Here is an 18,311-nt window from a genome sequence, read left to right as displayed (position 1 = left end):
ACATCGTTTATTCCCGTCCCACACGTTTACTCCCGGGGTGATACGCCAAACGGGGACTGACGAACGTTTCCGAGCACCTGCTGACCCAGCGGGCCAAGCACCGCCGCGAGCTTCGTTCGCCAATCCTGCAGGACACCCCCTTGAAAAAAACCCTCCTTATTCCCCTCCTCGGCTCAGCCATGGTCGCCTGGCTGCCACTGAGCGTGGCCCGCGAAGTCGTCGTACTGCCTGGCGTGGTCAACCCGGTTGGCGTAGCCAGCGGCGTCGACACGCAGGGTCCGGGCTTGCTCACCGTCGGCCATCAGGACATCAATACAGGCAACGATGCCGGAGGCGCGATCACCACCGACGCTGCCAATACGGCGAGCATCCTGTTCAACAGCAGTTCGACCGTCACCGGATTCGTGGGCGCCACGGGCGCCACCTTCCTCGACATCGCCGCCGGCACCAATGCCAACACGGTCACCTTCAACGGGCCGGTCTACTCGACGACGTTCTCGGTGGCCGGCACCGGCGTCGTCAATTTCAACGGCGGCTTTACCAGCAACACGGGATCGACGATGGACTTCGCCGGTGACGGCACCATCAACGTCGGCGAGGGACAGACCGTCAAGGCTGCGATCACCAACTCGGCGGGCGCCGGCACCGGCACGCTGACGCTGCAGGGCAACAGCATCCTGGATGGCGCCGTGGGTGCCGCCAGCGGGCTCAGGCAGATCAACGTGGTCGGCGGCAATGCGCTGATCACCGGCCAGGCCAATGCCGCGGCCTGGTCCCTCGATACCAATACCCTCAACGTGGCCGGCGCTTTCGCGATCCCGGTGGCGGGAACCATCAACACCACGATCTTCAGCCCGTCGGTCTACGGCAAGATCGTACCGGTCGGCGCCGCCAGCATCGGCAACGCCCTGCAGGTCCACGTTACCGTCACCGGCCCGATCGCGGTCGGCAGCCAGTTCAATATCGTCGACGCGACCAGCGGCACCAGCGGCAGCACCGTCACGGCCACCAGCAATACCACGCGCTACCTGTTCTCCGCCGCACCCACCACCAATGGCCTGGTGCAGATCATCGCGACGCAGATTCCGCTGGCGGACGTGGTGGCCCCGGTAGGCAACCCGACCGCCCCGATCATCGCGCCGATTATCGACGCGCTGCCGTTGACGCCCGCAACTGCGCCGCTGCTGACCGCCATCACGGTGTTGCCGGACGCCACCGCCGTCGCCGATGCGCTGGCACAGCTGCAGCCGGGTACGGCCAGCCTCGCCTCGCCGCAGGCGAGCTACCGCGTCGTTCAGCAGTTCCAGGGACTGTGGGCCGCGCACATGCAGGCCATCCAGCCCTGCGGCCAGAATGACCAGCCCGACGAACGCAACACGCAGCGCCCGGAAGATGCCACATGCGACGGCGACAAGCGCAAGCCCCAGCTGTGGGGCGGCACGTTCGGCCTTGCCGGCACGCAGCGCGGCAGCGAGGGGTACGAGGGCTACACCGACAACGCGTACGGTGTCGCACTCGGTCTGGACATTCCGCTCGGCCAGGCGGTCACCGCCGGTTTCGGTATCCGCCATGCCCGCTCCACCCTCGACGGCCTCGACTCGGCAAGCCGCGGCAACATCCGCTCCTCCCAGGCGACCGCCTATCTGGGCTATGCGCCGGGCCGGTGGTTCGTCAACGCCGCTCTGGTTTATGGGCTTGACGATTATTCGAGCTCGCGCTCAGTCTCGTTTCCGGGCGTCAACGAGACCGCGCGTGCCGAATACAGCGGCCATCAGTACACCGCGTTCGCTGCCACCGGCTACCACTTCCATGTCGGTGACGGGCGCAGCGTAATCACGCCAACCGCCACACTGCAGTACACCCGCTTGAAGATTCCCGGCTACCGCGAGTTCGGCGGCAATGCCATGAATCTCGACATTGCCGCGCAGAAACACGACTTCGTGCAGTCCGGTCTGGGCGTGAAACTCGCGCGCGATCTGGTCAGCCCGGACGGCCTGACCGTGCGGCCCGAAGTGCATGCCAACTGGCTGCATTCGTTCAACGGCGGAAGCATGGACCAGACCGCGGCGTTTGCCTCTGGCGGCCCGTCATTCACCGCCGTCGGCGTGAAGACGGGACGGAATCTTGCCGACCTCGGCGCCGGTCTCCTGCTCGCCGGCAGCAACCGCTGGTCGCTCGAGGGCACCTACGACTATCAGTTCAACGACAGCTACAAGGCAGGCCAGGTCATGGTCAAGTTCGCCCTCGCCTTGTAAGAACGCGCTGAGCCGGTCTTCAGAGGTACTGCGATTCCCAACTGTGCACCCTGCCGGGCAGGGTGCACCTTGCGGGGACGCTCGAAGCGGCCATCCGCACTCCGTCACGTGGGTGAGGGATCGTCACCGTCCAGGTGACCATGCTGCTTCCCCATGGTCCTTCCACCGAATTGATGATGTCCCCGGACGGTGCCGAGGTGGCGCTCACCCAACCGGGTTTCGCTGCGCCTTTTCCGAAACGGATGTCCATGTCATCAACCGCGATGGTTCGAACCTGGACCCGGTTACGCATGCGTTCTCCAACACCCCCGTGGAACATCTTATCGGGTGGCAACCGGTTGCATGGTCAGGCGACGGCACCCATCTGCTGACCAACCGCACGGATAACCCCGACTTGTTGGTCACCCTTCCTTCCGTCGGCATCCATGTCGTCGAAGGCCTCGCCTTCGATGGGTACCAGCCGAACTGGTAGCGCAGCTGTCGCGGATAGCTCGAAAACCAAACCCGGGGCGGATGCCTCCCATCCCGACTTCCCATCCGCTTCTGCCGGCGTGGCGCTCCCGCGTGGCAGAATCCCCGTATGCAAACCTATCTCGTCGGCGGCGCGGTCCGCGACAAATTGCTGGATCGGCCGGTAGTCGACCACGATCACGTGGTGGTCGGGGCGCTTCCGGAGGAATTGCTGGCGCTGGGTTACAAGCCGGTGGGCAAGGATTTCCCGGTGTTCCTGCATCCGCAGAGCGGTGAGGAATATGCGCTGGCGCGGACCGAGCGCAAGAGCGGGCACGGCTATCACGGCTTCGTGTTTCAGGCGGACGCGACGGTGACGCTGGAGCAGGACCTGGCGCGACGCGACCTGACCATCAATGCGATCGCGCAGGACGAGCATGGCGCGCTGACCGATCCGTATCACGGCGTGCGCGATATCGAGGCGCGCGTGTTGCGGCATGTGTCGCCAGCGTTTGTCGAGGATCCGGTGCGGGTGTTGCGGGTGGCGCGGTTTGCCGCGCGGTTCGCGCCGCTCGGCTTCACCGTGGCTCCGGAGACGATGGCGCTGATGCAGCAGATGGTGCGCGATGGCGAGGTCGATCACCTTGTGCCCGAGCGCGTGTGGGCGGAAACGCGCAAGGCACTTGGCGAGCCACAGCCCTCCGCGTTCCTGCGCGTGTTGCGCGAGGCCGGCGCGTTGCGTGTGCTGTTTCCCGAGATCGATGCGCTGTACGGCGTGCCGCAGCGAGCGGAGTTCCACCCGGAGATCGACACCGGCGTGCATATGGAAATGGTGCTGGACGCGGCGGCGAAGCTCGCGCCGGGCGACGACCTGGTCGGCTTTTGCGCGCTGATGCACGACCTCGGCAAGGCACTGACGCCGGCCGATGAGCTGCCGCGCCATGTCGATCACGAGCATCGCGGCGTGGCGCCGTTGCGCGCGCTGTGCGCACGCCTGAAGGTGCCGGCCGAACACGCCGCACTGGCCGAGCTGGTGTGCCACGAGCACCTGAATGCGCATCGCGCGCTCGAGCTGAGGCCCGCCACCGTGCTGAAGTTGCTGAGCGGGCTGGACGCGCTGCGCCGGCCGGCGCGACTGGATGCGTTTCTGCTGGCCTGCGAGGCCGACAAGCGCGGCCGGCTCGGCCATGAAAGCGACGACTACCCGCAGGCGACGTATCTGCACGAGGCTCGCGCCACGGCGGCGGCGGTCAATGCCGCCGACTTTGTCGCCCGTGGCCTGACCGGTCCTGCGATCGGCAAGGCGATGGAAGCGGCCCGGATCGACGCGATCGGCGCACTGAAAAGTAACCGTCGGCGAAGCTGATCCACGGTATAAAGCATCGAACCCTTGTCGCCCGCATCGGGCGCCAATCGAAATCACGCCCTGCTGGAGTTGCCCGTGTCGAGCGAATTCACCCCGCCCTCCCCGTTGCGCCAACGCTTTCGCCCGCTGGCCTGGCTGGCCATCGTCTTCCTGGCGATCTCGTTCGTCACGCGGGTGGTGCTGCTGGTCATGTCCGGCCACGAGGTGCCGCATACGCCGCTGAACCTGTTGTACGCGTTCGGCGTGGGCCTGGGCTACGACCTGATCACGTACATCTACGTGGCGTGGCCGCTGGTGCTGTTCCTGTGGATCGTGCCGACGCGATCCGGGCGCGTCCCGGGCCTGTTCCGCTGGCTGCTGTTCGCCATCGCCATGGTGCTGGCCTGCCTGATCTGCCTGGGCGTGCTGCACCTGATGTACCACGCCACGCTGAAGACCACCTGGCCGGCGATCCTGCCGTTTCTGTTCGTGCTGCCGCTGGCGGCGTTCACCTATACCTCGCGTGCCGGCCAGTGGGCGCTGTACGGCTTTGCCCTGCTGCTGCTGTACGGGCTGCTGTTCGTGGCGGCATCCGAGCTGGTGTTCTGGAACGAGTTCAGCGTGCGCTTCAATTTCATCGCGGTGGACTACCTCGTCTACACCAACGAGGTGATCGGCAACATCCGCGAGTCGTACCCGATCGGCCGCTGGCTGGCCCTGCTGGTGGTCGGCGCCTTGGTGATATTCGCAATCGGCCGGCGCGGCCTGCGCGCGCGCGACAACGGCAGCCGCTTCTGGCAGCGCGGCAAGGTGGTGCTGGTGTGGCTGCTGCTGACGGTGGTTTCCGTCGCCGCGGTAAACGGCAGCATGAAGGATCGCACCGGCAACAACTACGTCAACGAGCTTGCCGGCAACGGCATCTACCAGTTCTTCAATGCGTTCCGCAGCAGCCACCTCGACTACGCGAAGTTCTATCGCACACTGCCCGACGCGCAGGCATACGGCCTCGTGCGCGAGGGCCTGAAGACACCGGACGCCACCTATCTCAGCAACGATCCGCAGGACCTGACCCGCGCGATCCGCCACACCGGCGCGGAGAAGCACCTCAACGTGGTGCTGATCAGCGTGGAGAGCCTGTCCGGCGACTACCTGGGCACGTTCGGCAACAAGGAGAACATCACGCCTTACCTGGATTCACTGGTCGACCAGAGCCTGTTTTTCGACAAGCTCTACGCGAACGGCACGCGTACCGTGCGTGGGCTGGAAGCACTGTCGCTGTCGGTGCCGCCGACGCCAGGCGACTCGCTGCTGAAAGAGCACAACAACGAAAACCTGTTCTCACTGGCCGACATCTTCAACGATCGCGGCTACCAGTCGGACTTCGTCTACGGCGGCTACGGCCAGTTCGACAACATGAACTATTTCTTCAGCCACAACGGCTACCGCACGGTCGACCGGCGCGACATTCCCAAGGGCGCCACGATCCATAGCGAGAACGTCTGGGGCGTGGCCGACGAGGATCTCTACACGCTGGCGTTGAAGCAGATGGACGAGATCCATGCCGAGGGCAAGCCGTTCTTCCTGCACATCATGACGACGTCGAATCATCGGCCGTACACCTTCCCGGAAGGTCGCGTGAAGCAGCCCCAATACACCCGTGCCGGCGCGGTGGCGTACACCGACTGGTCGATCGGCGACTTCATCCGGCGCGCCCGGGCGAAGTCGTATTTCGACGACACCGTCTTCGTGATCACCGCCGACCATTGCGCCGCCAGCGCCGGCAAGACCAGCGTGCCGATCAATCGCTACCACATCCCGCTGTGGATCTACGCGCCGAAGCACATCCAGCCGCAGCGGGTGGATCGCCTGATGGGCCAGGTAGACATCGCACCGACCCTGCTCGGCCTGCTCAACTTCAGCTATCGCTCGCGCTTCTTCGGCTACGACCTGTTCCAGCTCGAGCCCGGTCGCGAACGCGCGTTTCCGGCCACCTACGAGAAGCTCGGTTACCTGCAAGGCGATGCGCTCACCGTGCTGGAGCCGCAGCGCAAGCTGGAGCAGATGAAACCGGATTACGCCACCGGCGATGCCACCCCGATCAAGCCGCAGGATCAGGGCCAGATCGATCAGGCGATCGCGTATTACCAGGTGGCCAGCGAGCTGTTCCGACGCGGCGGGCTGGCACATCGACCGGCCGACTCGACACCGGTGGAACCGTTGCCGGCGCCCGCGGACGCACCTGCAACGAGCAGCTCGACACCGGCACCCGCCAGCAGCGCCGCGCTGTAACGGGCTCCTACAATCGGCCGCCCTGATCGGCGGCCATCAGCTCGGCCGGCAGCGGCAGCGCATCGAGGCCGCGGGCCAGCAACATCGCCTGGAATCGTTCGCCCATCTGATCGGGCAGCATCAACCGCTTGACCTGTTGCGAAAGGCGATAGCGCTGATGCTCGTCGGCGGCGTCGGCGTGCCGGCTTTCGAACACATCCTGCAGGCCGGCGCCGATCAGGAACTGCGCCTGCGGCAGATACGCCGCCACGCCGAAACCGGCGCTGTTGGCGGCCTCGGCCAATGCGGTGAAATCGACCGAGGCGGTGAGGTCGTTCAAGCCGGGCAGGTACAGCGGGTCGTTGTGCGCGTGGTGACGGTAGTGCGCCATCAAGGTGCCGTCGTCGCGCTCGGGCAGGTAGTACTCGCGGCGCACGTAACCGTAGTCGATGAACAGCATCAGGCCCGCCGTCAGCGCCCCGGCCACCGCCTGGATCCAGTACGGCAGCTGCGGCAGAATTTCCGAGCGGTAGCCATCGACGAACTCCGTGCCGAGGTCGCGCTCGACGTGGCGCACGGCACCGGACACCAGCGCGTCGGCTGGGCGATCGACGCGCATCAGCCGTCCTTCGCCGTCCAGTACCACGTACTCCTCGTACACCTCGCCCTGGCGCATCGCGAAGCGCGTGGCAGGCAACGCGTCGACCACCTCATTGGCGAACAGCACGCCGCGCCAGTCCTGCTCGGGTGGACGGTCCAGCCACTGCACGCGCGCGCGGAGTTCCGCCGGAAGGTTGGCCGACAGACGTTCGCGTTGACGCTCGCGGAGGTCGGCGCTGGGCTCCAGGATCAGGTAATGCCGCGGCAACGTGCCGCTCTCGGCCAATGCCTTCAGCGCGGCTTCGGCAAACGCGCCGCTGCCACCACCCAGTTCGAGGAAGTCCGCCTCGTCGCCAAGCATCGCCAGCACCGGCTGCACCGCGTTGATCACGCAGCCGGCGAACAAGTCGCCCAGCTCCGGTGCGGTGACGAAATCACCGGCGGCACCGAATTTGGTGCGACCGGCGCTGTAGTAGCCGAGCCCCGGTGCGTACAGGCAGCGCTCCATGTATTGCGAGAACGGCATCGGTCCATGGGAAGCGATCAGCTCGCGCAACAACTGCAGCAGGTGATCGGAGTGTGCGCGTTCGTCGGCACCGGGTTCGGGGAGGCGGGAGGGCATCGGTCTTGCCAGTGGTGAAAATCGCGGCAAGCATAGCGGAAGGATGAGCGCCGCCCGAAAGTCGCCGCAGGAGACTCTGCTCCTGTCCGGTGGTCCTGAAATACCCGGCCACGTCATACAGGTGCTTGCGGGCGGGCGGGCGATCCGCTCTGATGGCCGGATGATCATCGTCCATCATCTCAACAACTCGCGCTCGCAGCGCATTCTGTGGCTGCTGGAAGAACTCGGCCTGCCATATGAGCTCAAGCACTATCGGCGCGATCCGAAAACCATGCTGGCACCGCCCGCGCTGCGCGCGATCCATCCGCTGGGCAAGTCGCCGGTGGTGACCGACGGTGAACTCACCCTGGCAGAGTCCGGCGCGATCGTTGAATACCTTGCCGACCGCTACGGCGCAGGCACGCTGATTCCCGCGCATGGCACGCCGGAACGGCTGCGCTGCAATTACTGGCTGCACTACGCCGAAGGCTCGGCGATGCCGCCGCTGCTGCTGAAGCTGGTGTTTCGCAGGGTCGAAAACGCACCGGCACCGTTCTTCATGAAACCGATGGCCAAAGCCATCGCGCGCAAGGTGCAACGCAGCTTCGTCGATCCGCAGCTGAAGCTTCATCTGGATTATCTGGAAGGCGAGCTGGGCAAGAGCGAGTGGTTCGGTGGCGAGGGCTTCAGTGTCGCCGACATCCAGATGAGCTTCCCGCTGGAGGCATTCGCCGCGCGCGGCGGGCTGGACGAACATTACCCGCGGCTGTGCGCCTTCCTGCAGCGTATCCACGCGCGGCCGGCGTACCGGCAGGCCTTGCAACAGGGTGGCGAATACCGGCTCGGCTGAACGGAACGGATCGCTGTTTACGCATCAATCACGAGCGCACTGGCAACGTGCAAGGCCAGACGCTCAGGAGAAAGCCATGCGTAACCGTGATATCGAAAGTCATATTCGCGACACCGCCGAGCGCGCCGGCGAGCGTGCGCGGCACTACGCCGACGATGCAGCCAGCAGTGCCCAGGGCCTGTTGGAACGCGGCCGCCGCCGCATCAACGAACGCCTTGGCAAGCGCAGCCAAAGCTACGGCCGGCAGCTTTCCCATGTCGCAGAAGATCTCGCCGACGAGGCGAACTATCACTACCGCCGGCTGCGCCGTCAGGTGAACCGGCATCCGGCTGCCACAGTGGCGATCGTCGCCGGCACCATCGGGGCATTCCTGCTGTTGCGCCGCGCGTTTCGCAGCGACGACGAGGATTGAAGCGCGTCCTTCTGTCATGAAAGAGCCCGCCGATCGGCGGGCTCTTCATTTGGATGGCCAGATCGTTCAGACGGTGAGCGGATTGGGTTTGTCCTGGTCGAGCTTGTATTCCTTGATCGCCCGGCTGACGTCCTTCGCATTCATCTTGCCGTCCTTGGCCAGTGCGGCCAGCGCGGCATGCGCGATCCAGTAGCGATCCACCTCGAAGAACTCGCGCAGGTGAGCGCGGGTATCCGAGCGGCCGAAGCCGTCGGTGCCTAGCACGGTGTAGCGCATGCCGTCGGGCAGGAACGCGCGGATCTGGTCGGCGTACTCGCGCACGTAGTCGGTGGCGGCGACCGCCGGGCCGGAGCACCCGTCGAGCAGGCCGGTGACGTAGGGCACGCGCTGCTCCGCTTCCGGATGCAGACGGTTCCAGCGTTCGGCATCGAAACCGTCGCGGCGCAGCTCGATGAAGCTGGGGCAGGACCAGATATCGGACTTCACGCCGAAGTCCTTCTCCAGCAATTCGGCCGCCGCGATCACCTCGCGCAGGATGGTGCCGGAACCGAGCAGTTGCACGCGCGGCTCGCCCTTCTTCGGCTTGCCGCCATCCTTGAACAGGTACATGCCCTTGATGATTCCTTCCTCGCAACCCTTCGGCATGTCCGGGTGCGCGTAGTTCTCGTTCATCACGGTGACGTAGTAGTAGATGTCCTCCTGCTCGGCCATCATCCGGCGCGTGCCGTCCTGCAGGATCACCGCCACCTCATAGGAGAACGTCGGGTCGTACGACTTCACGTTCGGGATCGCGCCGGCCATCAGGTGCGAGTGGCCATCCTCGTGCTGCAGGCCTTCGCCGTTGAGCGTGGTGCGGCCCGAGGTGCCGCCGACCAGGAAGCCGCGCGAGCGCATGTCGCCTGCGGCCCAGCACAGGTCGCCGATGCGCTGGAAGCCGAACATCGAGTAGTAGATGAAGAACGGCAGCATCGCCTGGTTGCTGATGCTGTAACTCGTCGCCGCGGCCATCCACGAAGCCATGCCGCCGGCCTCGCTGATGCCCTGCTGCAGCACCTGGCCCTTCTGGTCTTCGCGGTAGTACAGCAGCTGGTCGGAGTCCTGCGGCCGGTATTTCTGGCCGAACGGCGCGTAGATGCCGATCTGGCGGAACATGCCTTCCATGCCGAACGTGCGCGCTTCGTCAGCCACGATCGGTACCACGCGCTCGCCCAGCTGCTTGTCGCGCAGCAGCAGGTTGATGCCGCGCACCAGCGCCATCGTGGTGGAGATCTCTCGCTCGCCGGTGCCCTTGGTGATCTGCTCGAACGCGGCCAGCTCCGGTGTCTTCAGCTTCGCCTCGGCCTTGCGCCGGCGCTGCGGCAGAAAGCCGCCGAGCGCCTTGCGCCGCTCCAGCATGTACTGCACTTCCGGCGAGTCCACGCCGGGATGGTAGTACGGCACGTCCTTGAGCTTGTCGTCGGCGATCGGGATCTGGAAGCGGTCGCGGAAATGCCGCACCGACTCCTCGTCCAGCTTCTTCTGCTGGTGGGTCGGGTTCTGCGACTCGCCGGCCGCGCCCATGCCGTAGCCCTTGACCGTCTTGGCCAGGATCACCGTGGGCATGCCCTTGGTGTTGGACGCTGCGTGATACGCCGCATAGACCTTGTGCGGATCGTGGCCACCGCGGTTCAAGCGCCAGATGTCGTCGTCGCTCAGGTTGGCGACCATCTCGCGCGTCTCCGGATATTTGCCGAAGAAATGCTCGCGCGTGTACGCGCCGCCGAACGCCTTGCAGGCCTGGTATTCGCCGTCGACGGTTTCCATCATCAGCTTGCGCAGCACGCCCTTGCTGTCGCGCGCCAGCAGCGGATCCCAGTAGCTGCCCCAGACCAGCTTGATCGCGTTCCAGCCCGAGCCGCGGAAGCTGCCTTCCAGCTCCTGGATGATCTTGCCGTTGCCGCGCACCGGGCCGTCCAGACGCTGCAGGTTGCAGTTGATCACGAAGATCAGGTTGTCCAGGCCTTCGCGGCCGGCCAGCGAGATCGCGCCGAGCGACTCCGGCTCGTCGCACTCGCCGTCGCCCATGAAGCACCAGATCTTGCGGTCGCTCTTGGGGATCAGCCCGCGGTGTTCCAGATACTTGAAGAACTGCGCCTGATAGATCGCCTGGATCGGGCCCAGCCCCATCGACACCGTCGGCACCTGCCAGTAATCCGGCATCAGCCACGGATGCGGGTATGAGGACAGCGCGCGACCCTTGCCAACCACTTCCATGCGGAACAGGTCGAGCTGGTCCTCGGCCAGGCGGCCTTCGAGGAACGAGCGCGCGTAGATGCCGGGGCTGGAGTGGCCCTGGTGCAGGATCAGGTCGCCCGGGTGGTCGGCACTTGGCGCGCGCCAGAAATGATTGAAACCCACGTCGTACAACGTGGCGCTGGAGGCGAAGCTGGCGATGTGTCCGCCCAGCTCGCCCGGCTTGCGGTTCGCGCGCACCACCATCGCCATCGCGTTCCAGCGGATCAGCGAGCGGATGCGCCATTCCATCGCGGCGTCGCCGGGCATCTTCGCCTCGTTCGCCGGTGCGATGGTGTTGACGTATTCGGTCGTCGGATCGAACGGCAGATAACCGCCAGAACGGCGCGTGCTGTCGACCATCCGTTCCAGCAGGAAATGCGCGCGTTCGGTGCCGTCGTGATGGATCACCGCGTCGAGCGAGTCCATCCACTCCCTGGTTTCGGTGGGGTCGATGTCCTGGTTGAGGATATCGTCGAGCTGATCCATGAAGATTCTCCGCGGCACCGTTGCAGCGCCAAGCTTGAGGGGGAATGCCCGCCGCCGGGGAGTGCGGCGGGAATCAACGTCCAAGTCTAGCCGTTGGGCCGGATGCCTGCCAATTCAGCCGGCCGTGCGGAGGCGCATGGTGTGGTCGTTTTCAATGGCCGCCATGTGCAACTTCGAAATACTGAAACCTCCTGTCGTCCTTCCTGCGAAGGCAGGAATCGCAATTCAGTCGCACCGCAAGCCATCCCGTTGCCACTTCGATCGAGCGGTGGATGCAGAATGGCCTTTCGTCATTTGCCAACGCGATTCCTGCCTTCGCAGGAATGACGGAACTGGAGAGAATGGCGGGGTGGGCAGGACGAAAAAGGACGGCGAACGGGAAGGTCGAGCCGGGCGGCGGGCTACGGGTTTCCCCACCCTGCGCCAAGGCGCGGCTGTTCCGGACAGCAGTGCGCGGCGGGGCTGCCTCCCCGCTGTCGCGGGGAAGGCAAAAGCCGAGGCTCCCGGCCTTTGGTCAGCCCTGTTGACGATTCGCCGCGCGGATCTGCGCCTCGACGCAGGCCACCGCGCTCATGTTGACCACCCGACGCACGGTCGATTGCGGCATCAGGATGTGCGCCGGCTTGGCCACGCCCATCAGGATCGGCCCGATCACCACGCCGTCGCTGAGCATCCGGGTCATGTTGTAGGCGATGTTGGCCGCGTCCAGGTTCGGGAACACGAAAACGTTCGCCTTGCCTTCCAGCCGCGAGTTCGGGAACAGCTTCTCGCGCAGCGCCGGGGTCAGCGCCACGTCGGCCTGCATCTCGCCCTCCACTTCCAGCCGCGGCGCGCGGGCGCGGATCAGCTCAAGCGCCTTGCGCATCTTCTTCGCGCCGCAGGTGTCGCGGCTGCCGAAGTTGCCGCCAGACAGCAGCGCGATCTTCGGCACGATGCCGAACAGCTTCAGACGGATCGATGCCTGCAGGGTCGCCTCGGCGATCTGCTCGGGGCACGGATCGTCCTGCACGTGGGTATCGAGGTAGAAGAACGTGCCCTTGTCGGTGGAGACCGCGGCCATCGCCGACGGCTCGACCACGCCTTCGTCCAGTCCGATGATGTCGCGGATGTAACGCAGCTTGCCCTGGTACTGGCCGACCAGACCGCAGATCAGCGCGTCCGCTTCGCCGCGTTCGACCATCAGCGAGGCGATCGCGGTGGGGCGCGAGCGGATCACTGCCTTGGCCATCGACGGGGTCACGCCGCGACGCTCCATCAAGCGGTGGTAGTGCTGCCAGTAATCGTCGAAGCGCGGGTCGCAGTTGATGTTGCAGATCTCGACATCCACGCCCGGCTTGATGCGGAGGCCGGCGCGCTTGATGCGCTTCTCGATCACTTCCGGGCGGCCGATCAGGATGGGCTTCGCCAGGCCTTCGTCGACCACCACCTGCACTGCGCGCAGCACGGTTTCCTCCTCACCCTCGGCGTACACCAGCCGGCACGGCGCGGACTTGGCGCGCTCGAACACCGGCTTCATCAGCAGGCCGGTGCGGAACACGAAGCTGGTCAGCTGGTCGTTGTAGGCGGCGAAATCCGCCATCGGCCGCGTCGCCACGCCCGAGTCCATCGCCGCCTGCGCCACCGCCGGCGGCAGCTGCAGCAGCAGGCGCGGATCGAACGGTTGCGGAATCAGATACTCCGGGCCGAAGCTCGGCGGCTTGCCGCCGTAGGCGCGCGCGCTGACGTCGGACGACTCGCGCCGCGCCAGCGCCGCGATCGCCTTGACGCAGGCGATCTTCATCGGCTCGTTGATCACCGTGGCGCCGACATCCAGCGCGCCGCGAAACAGATAGGGGAAACACAGCGCGTTGTTGACCTGGTTCGGGTAATCCGAACGCCCGGTGGCCATGATGCAGTCCGGCCGCACCGCCTTCGCCTCTTCCGGGGTGATCTCCGGATTGGGGTTGGCCAGCGCGAAGATGATCGGCCGCGCGGCCATCGTGGCGACCATCTCCGGCTTCAGGATGCCGCCGGCGGACAGGCCGAGGAACACGTCCGCGCCCTCGACGATCTCGGCCAGCGTGCGTGCCTTCGTGTCGCGCGCGTAACGCTGCTTGTCGGGGTCGAGGTCGGTGCGCTCGCTGTGCAGCACGCCGTGGCGGTCGAACGCCAGGATGTGCTCCGGCTTCACGCCCAACGCCACCAGCATGTCGAGGCAGGAAATGCCCGCGGCACCGGCGCCGGTGGTGGCCACGCGGATGTCCTCGATCTTCTTGCCGACCACCACCAGCGCGTTGATCAGCGCCGCGCCGACGATGATCGAGGTGCCGTGCTGGTCGTCGTGGAACACCGGGATCTTCATCCGCTCGCGCAGCTTGCGCTCGACGATGAAGCACTCCGGCGCCTTGATGTCTTCCAGGTTGATGCCGCCGAAGGTGGGTTCCAGGCTGGCGATGATGTCGACCAGCTTGTCCGGGTCGTTCTCGTCGATCTCGATGTCGAACACGTCGATGCCGGCGAACTTCTGGAACAGCACGCCCTTGCCCTCCATCACCGGCTTGCTCGCCAGCGGCCCGATGTTGCCCAGGCCCAGCACCGCGGTGCCGTTGGTGATCACCGCGACCAGGTTGGAGCGCGCGGTGTACTCGGCCGCCGAGGTCGGGTCTTCCACGATCGCATCGCAGGCCGCGGCAACGCCGGGCGAATAGGCCAGCGACAGGTCGCGCTGGGTCAGCAGCGAGGTGGTCGGGGTGACCTTGATCTTGCCGGGACGCGGCAGGCGGTGATACTCGAGTGCGGCGAGGCGCAGTTCTTCGGGAAGGCTCATCGGAGGCTTTTTGTCGGAAAGGGGCGCCGGCCGCGACGGCGACCGACTGTCCACGATGTTAGCACCGGGGCCTGTCGAACCGGCCCGTTCTTGCGACGCAACGACGCAGGTCGAAGCCGCTAGACGCTCGACAGCAGCTCGTCGCCCTGTACCCGGTTCATGTGGATGCCGTTGATGAACACCGAGAATGCCAGCTTGCCGGCCAGCCCATGGACATGCTGCATCCATGGGGGCAACCAGCGCGGCGGCAGGATCGCGCCCGACGCGAAGTGCGGCTGCAGGGTGATCACGTCGTGCAGGGTCAGCTTGCCGGCAAACAGGTGGCGCAGCAGGTCCATCCGCCGCTGCTTCAGCGCCCAGCGGAAAAACGTGTGCACGGTGAGCAGGCCCGACAGGTAGACATTGTCTTTGGCGAATGCCGCGCCGCCGGTCAGCGGCACGCCGCGAAATACCCGCTGCGCCGAGTGGAAACTGTCCGGCACGCTTTGCCCGCAGGCGCTGAAATAGCGGTAGACCTCGACGAAATCCGCGCCCTTGAGTGCCATGTCGATCGCCACGATGCGCAGGCTGATCCGCTTGAGCCGGGTGATGTCGATCGCCCCGGACATCAGTTCGGCGAAGACCGCCAGGCCTTCCTGGGTGGCGGTGACGCGCGGCGACGTGCGCGCCAGCGATGCCAGCAGTGGCTGGCGGCGACCATTGAGCGCGGTCAGCGAGTGCACGAACGCCTCGTGCGCCAGCAACTGATGACGGTCGTATTCGCTGAAACAGGCCCCGCCGCGCAGTCGGATGCGGGTGGCGCCGGCGGCGGCCTTGGCGGTGAGCTCCGCATCCACCTCCACGCTGATCGTGCCGGCGCCGAAGAAGTCGTCCAGCGTGGCCGCCAGGTCCATGCGCAGCACGTCCGCCGGGATGCCGGTGCTGCTGTCGTCGGCGAGCAGGTCCGCGCCCAGTTCGTCGGACAGGGCGATGAAGTAGCGCGCGGCATCGAGGTTGCTCTGCGTGCTGCCGGGGATCAGGTCATCCGGACGTCCATACAGCGCCACCGACGGCACCGTGACGCCGACGGTGCCGACCGCCTCCAGCATCTCGGCGGCCATCAGCCAGGAATCGGCGGTGCGCTGCAGGTAATCGCCCAGCGGGTCGACCTGCGCGTCGCTGGTGGCGGCGTGCTCGATCGCCGCCAGCTCGGCCCGCGCCGCACCCAGGTCCGGCCGCACATAGCTCACTTGCGGCAGGGCGAACTGGCCACGGCTGTACGCCTCGATCATGCGGCTTTCCAGCGAGGCCGGCCATGCCACCGTGGGCAGGACATGGATGCCGCGCACCGCAGCGAGCAGGCGCTGGTCGAGCGCGGCGTAGCGCTGGAGTTCGGGGGCAATGCTGCCGGTCGTGGCGGCGATGTTCATCGCACGGCTCCTAGTCCCGCTCGCGTTGCCCGCGATGCCCGTGCGGCCGTTCGATCGGGCGACCGCCGCGTTGCCGGCGCAGGCGCGCCTCCAGGGTCGCGGCCTGTTCCTCGCGCTCGTCGTGCAGCTTGAGGTAATTGCGCCAGCGGCCAGGCGCCAGCTCGCCGCTGTCCAGTGCCACCTGCACCGCACAACCCGGCTCGCTGCCGTGGCCGCAATCGGCGAAGCGGCACTGCTCGGCGAGCGCCTCGATGTCGGCGAACAGGTCGAGGTTTTCCTCGCCGGTGAGTTTCAGCTCGCGCATGCCGGGGGTGTCGATCAGACAGCCTCCGCTGGGCAGTTGCAGCAGGGCGCGATGGGTGGTGGTGTGGCGGCCGCGGCTGTCGTGGCTGCGCACTTCGGCGGTGGCCATCGTCGCCGTGCCGAGCAAGGTGTTGGTCAGCGTGGATTTGCCCGCGCCGGACGAACCTACCAGCACGGCGCTGTCGCCCGGTTTCAGGTACTGCGCCAGCAGCGCCGCGCTGGCCGGGTCCTTGCAGTTGAGCGCGTGGATCGGGGTGGCATCCGGCAACCGCTCGCGCAATGCGGCGATCTGATCGGCCGCGTCTTCGCGTGTATCGAGCTTGCTCAGCAACACCACCGGCTGCGCGCCGGAATCCTCGGTCAGCGACAGGTAGCGTTCGATGCGGGCCGGATTGAAATCGCCGTCCAGTCCGGTCAGCACCAGCACGTAATCGATATTGCTGGCGATCAGCTGGCGCTCGTAGCGTTCGCCGGCCGCCGCCCGCGACATCACCGTGCGTCGCGGCGCCACCGTGACGATGTGCGGCGGCGTGCCGCTTGCCACTTCAACGAAATCGCCCACTACCGGCCGCTCCGCCGGGTCGATGCCGCGCTTGAGGAAGCGCCCGTCCGGCTGCGCGCCGAACAGGGCCTCGCCATCGTGCAGCTCGTAGCCGGCGCGATGCTGGGCCACCACTCGCGCGAGGCGCAAGCCGGCTGCCGGCAATACATCGCCGCGCCAGCCGATGTGCCGCAGGCGTTCGATCGTTTCGGCATCACTCATGGGGGAGGTCTGTCTGCACGGTTCGGCGATTATGCCCTGACCGGGGGTTGTCCGCCGATGAACCACGATGCGCCCCGGCCTGCGCTCGCGCTGCAGTGCATCACGCTGCTAGCATCGGCCGGCCGGCGGTGGCGCCGGCTGTTGACCTGTCGATTCACCCCCTCCGTTGCCCTCCCTGCCCACGCGAGGGAGGAGAACATCCGGGCATTGAGAAGGATACCGGCGTTGGCTTCGATCATACCCAGTGCGCACCTGGCGGACGTGCGCTATGAAATCCGCGGCGCGCTGACCCGGCGCGCGCGCGAACTGGAGGCCGCCGGCCTCGACATCATCAAGCTCAACATCGGCAACCCCGGTCGCTACGGCTTCGAGGCGCCGGCGCATCTGCGCGAGGCGATCGCCAGCCATCTGCACGACAGCGAAGCCTACGGTCACGAGCAAGGCCTGGAGATCGCCCGCGAGGCGATCGCCGCGCAGCAGCACCGCCGCGGCGCACAAGGTGTGGAACCGGAGCGCATCTTCATCGGCAACGGCGTCAGCGAGCTGATCGACCTGTCCCTGCGCGCCCTGTTGCAACCGGGCGACGAGGTGTTGCTGCCGAGTCCGGATTACCCGCTGTGGAGCGCGGCCACGATCCTCAACGGCGGCCAGCCGCGTTATTACCGCTGCCTGGCCGCCAACGCGCATTTCCCGGACCCGCAGGAAATCGAGTCGCTGATCACCCCGCGCACGCGTGCCCTGGTGCTGATCAATCCGAACAATCCGACCGGCGCGGTGTACCCGCGGGCGCTGCTGCAGCAGTTGGTGGCGATCGCGGCACGGCATCGACTGCTGTTGCTTGCCGACGAGATCTACGACGAGATCCTGTATGACGGCGCCACCTTCCAGCCGCTGGCCGAAATCGCCGCGGACCTGCCGTGCCTCAGCTTCGGCGGGCTGTCCAAGGTGCATCGTGCCTGTGGCTACCGCGTGGGCTGGATGAGCCTGTCCGGCGACCCCGTGCACACCCGCGCCTATCGCGACGCGCTGCAACTGCTCGCCGCGCTGCGCCTGTGCGCGAACGTGACCGCGCAGTGGGCGGTGGCCCCGGCGTTGCAGGATGCTCCCACGATCGGTGCGCTGACCGCGCCCGGCGGTCGCCTGCACGATGCGCGCGATGCCGTGCTGCGGGGCGTGGCAGGCAGCGATTACCTGGATCTGGTGGCGCCGCACGGCGCGCTGTACGCCTTCCCGCAGGTGCGTGTCGACCGGTTTGCGAGCTTCGACGACGAGGTATTCGCGCTGCGACTGCTGGAAGAGGAGTCGGTGCTGGTGGGCCCCGGCAGCAGCTTCAATTTGCCGCGCAGTCGCCATTTCCGCTTGACCCTGCTGCCGTCTTCGGCGCAGTTGCGTGAGGTCTTCGTGCGGGTCGAGCGGGTGTTGGCGCGGATGGCTAGCGAGCAGCCGCTGCAATCTGCCGGCGTCGCCGCGTGAGGTCCGTTGCCGCAGC

11 protein-coding genes are annotated in these 18,311 nt (G+C 66.4%); 6 read left to right on the top strand and 5 right to left on the bottom strand.

The annotated features are described in order from the left end of the window. Positions 1 to 140: 140 nt before the first annotated feature. From CIW53_RS01055 to CIW53_RS01045, 3 genes are all read left to right on the top strand, one after another. The gene (locus CIW53_RS01055; protein WP_149362851.1) at positions 141 to 2,255 is read left to right on the top strand and encodes an autotransporter outer membrane beta-barrel domain-containing protein; all 2,115 of its coding nucleotides are present in this window, start codon (positions 141 to 143) and stop codon (positions 2,253 to 2,255) included. Positions 2,256 to 2,835: 580 nt separating this feature from the next. Next, positions 2,836 to 4,071 carry a multifunctional CCA addition/repair protein gene (locus CIW53_RS01050; RefSeq protein ID WP_149362850.1) on the top strand — a complete coding sequence of 412 codons (1,236 nt, stop codon included), beginning with the start codon at positions 2,836 to 2,838 and terminating at the stop codon, positions 4,069 to 4,071. Between the two features lie 75 nt (positions 4,072 to 4,146). Further along, the gene (locus tag CIW53_RS01045) at positions 4,147 to 6,339 is read left to right on the top strand and encodes an LTA synthase family protein (protein WP_149362849.1); all 2,193 of its coding nucleotides are present in this window, start codon (positions 4,147 to 4,149) and stop codon (positions 6,337 to 6,339) included. Between the two features lie 7 nt (positions 6,340 to 6,346). Here CIW53_RS01045 and CIW53_RS01040 read toward each other — a convergent pair whose 3' ends face one another. Then, positions 6,347 to 7,540: an SAM-dependent methyltransferase gene (locus CIW53_RS01040; RefSeq protein ID WP_149362848.1), complete on the bottom strand. Its 1,194-nt coding sequence runs from the start codon at positions 7,538 to 7,540 to the stop codon at positions 6,347 to 6,349. Between the two features lie 160 nt (positions 7,541 to 7,700). Between CIW53_RS01040 and CIW53_RS01035 the strand changes: the two genes are divergently transcribed. Further along, complete coding sequence (locus CIW53_RS01035; RefSeq protein ID WP_149362847.1) at positions 7,701 to 8,369, top strand: glutathione S-transferase; 669 nt, start codon at positions 7,701 to 7,703, stop codon at positions 8,367 to 8,369. A 76-nt stretch (positions 8,370 to 8,445) separates the two neighbouring features. Continuing rightward, positions 8,446 to 8,781 carry a hypothetical protein gene (locus CIW53_RS01030; RefSeq protein WP_149362846.1) on the top strand — a complete coding sequence of 112 codons (336 nt, stop codon included), beginning with the start codon at positions 8,446 to 8,448 and terminating at the stop codon, positions 8,779 to 8,781. 66 nt (positions 8,782 to 8,847) lie between these two features. Here CIW53_RS01030 and aceE read toward each other — a convergent pair whose 3' ends face one another. From aceE to rsgA, 4 genes are all read right to left on the bottom strand, one after another. Continuing rightward, positions 8,848 to 11,541 carry a pyruvate dehydrogenase (acetyl-transferring), homodimeric type gene (aceE, locus tag CIW53_RS01025; protein ID WP_149362845.1) on the bottom strand — a complete coding sequence of 898 codons (2,694 nt, stop codon included), beginning with the start codon at positions 11,539 to 11,541 and terminating at the stop codon, positions 8,848 to 8,850. A gap of 514 nt (positions 11,542 to 12,055) precedes the next feature. Beyond that, on the bottom strand, positions 12,056 to 14,347 hold the full coding sequence (locus tag CIW53_RS01020; RefSeq protein WP_149362844.1) for an NADP-dependent malic enzyme: 2,292 nt from the start codon (positions 14,345 to 14,347) through the stop codon (positions 12,056 to 12,058). Between the two features lie 119 nt (positions 14,348 to 14,466). Further along, on the bottom strand, positions 14,467 to 15,756 hold the full coding sequence (locus tag CIW53_RS01015) for a flavohemoglobin expression-modulating QEGLA motif protein (RefSeq protein ID WP_172969552.1): 1,290 nt from the start codon (positions 15,754 to 15,756) through the stop codon (positions 14,467 to 14,469). Positions 15,757 to 15,766: 10 nt separating this feature from the next. Then, a complete protein-coding gene (gene rsgA, locus CIW53_RS01010) occupies positions 15,767 to 16,822 on the bottom strand; it encodes a ribosome small subunit-dependent GTPase A (protein WP_149362843.1) in 1,056 nt (351 codons plus the stop codon). Between the two features lie 225 nt (positions 16,823 to 17,047). Between rsgA and CIW53_RS01005 the strand changes: the two genes are divergently transcribed. After that, the gene (locus CIW53_RS01005) at positions 17,048 to 18,295 is read left to right on the top strand and encodes an aminotransferase class I/II-fold pyridoxal phosphate-dependent enzyme (protein ID WP_149362842.1); all 1,248 of its coding nucleotides are present in this window, start codon (positions 17,048 to 17,050) and stop codon (positions 18,293 to 18,295) included. Positions 18,296 to 18,311: the final 16 nt, after the last annotated feature.

This window comes from Rhodanobacter sp. T12-5 (genome assembly GCF_008329435.1).
In the GTDB taxonomy this organism is placed as follows: domain Bacteria; phylum Pseudomonadota; class Gammaproteobacteria; order Xanthomonadales; family Rhodanobacteraceae; genus Rhodanobacter.
This window is presented reverse-complemented; position numbering and strand designations above follow the sequence as displayed.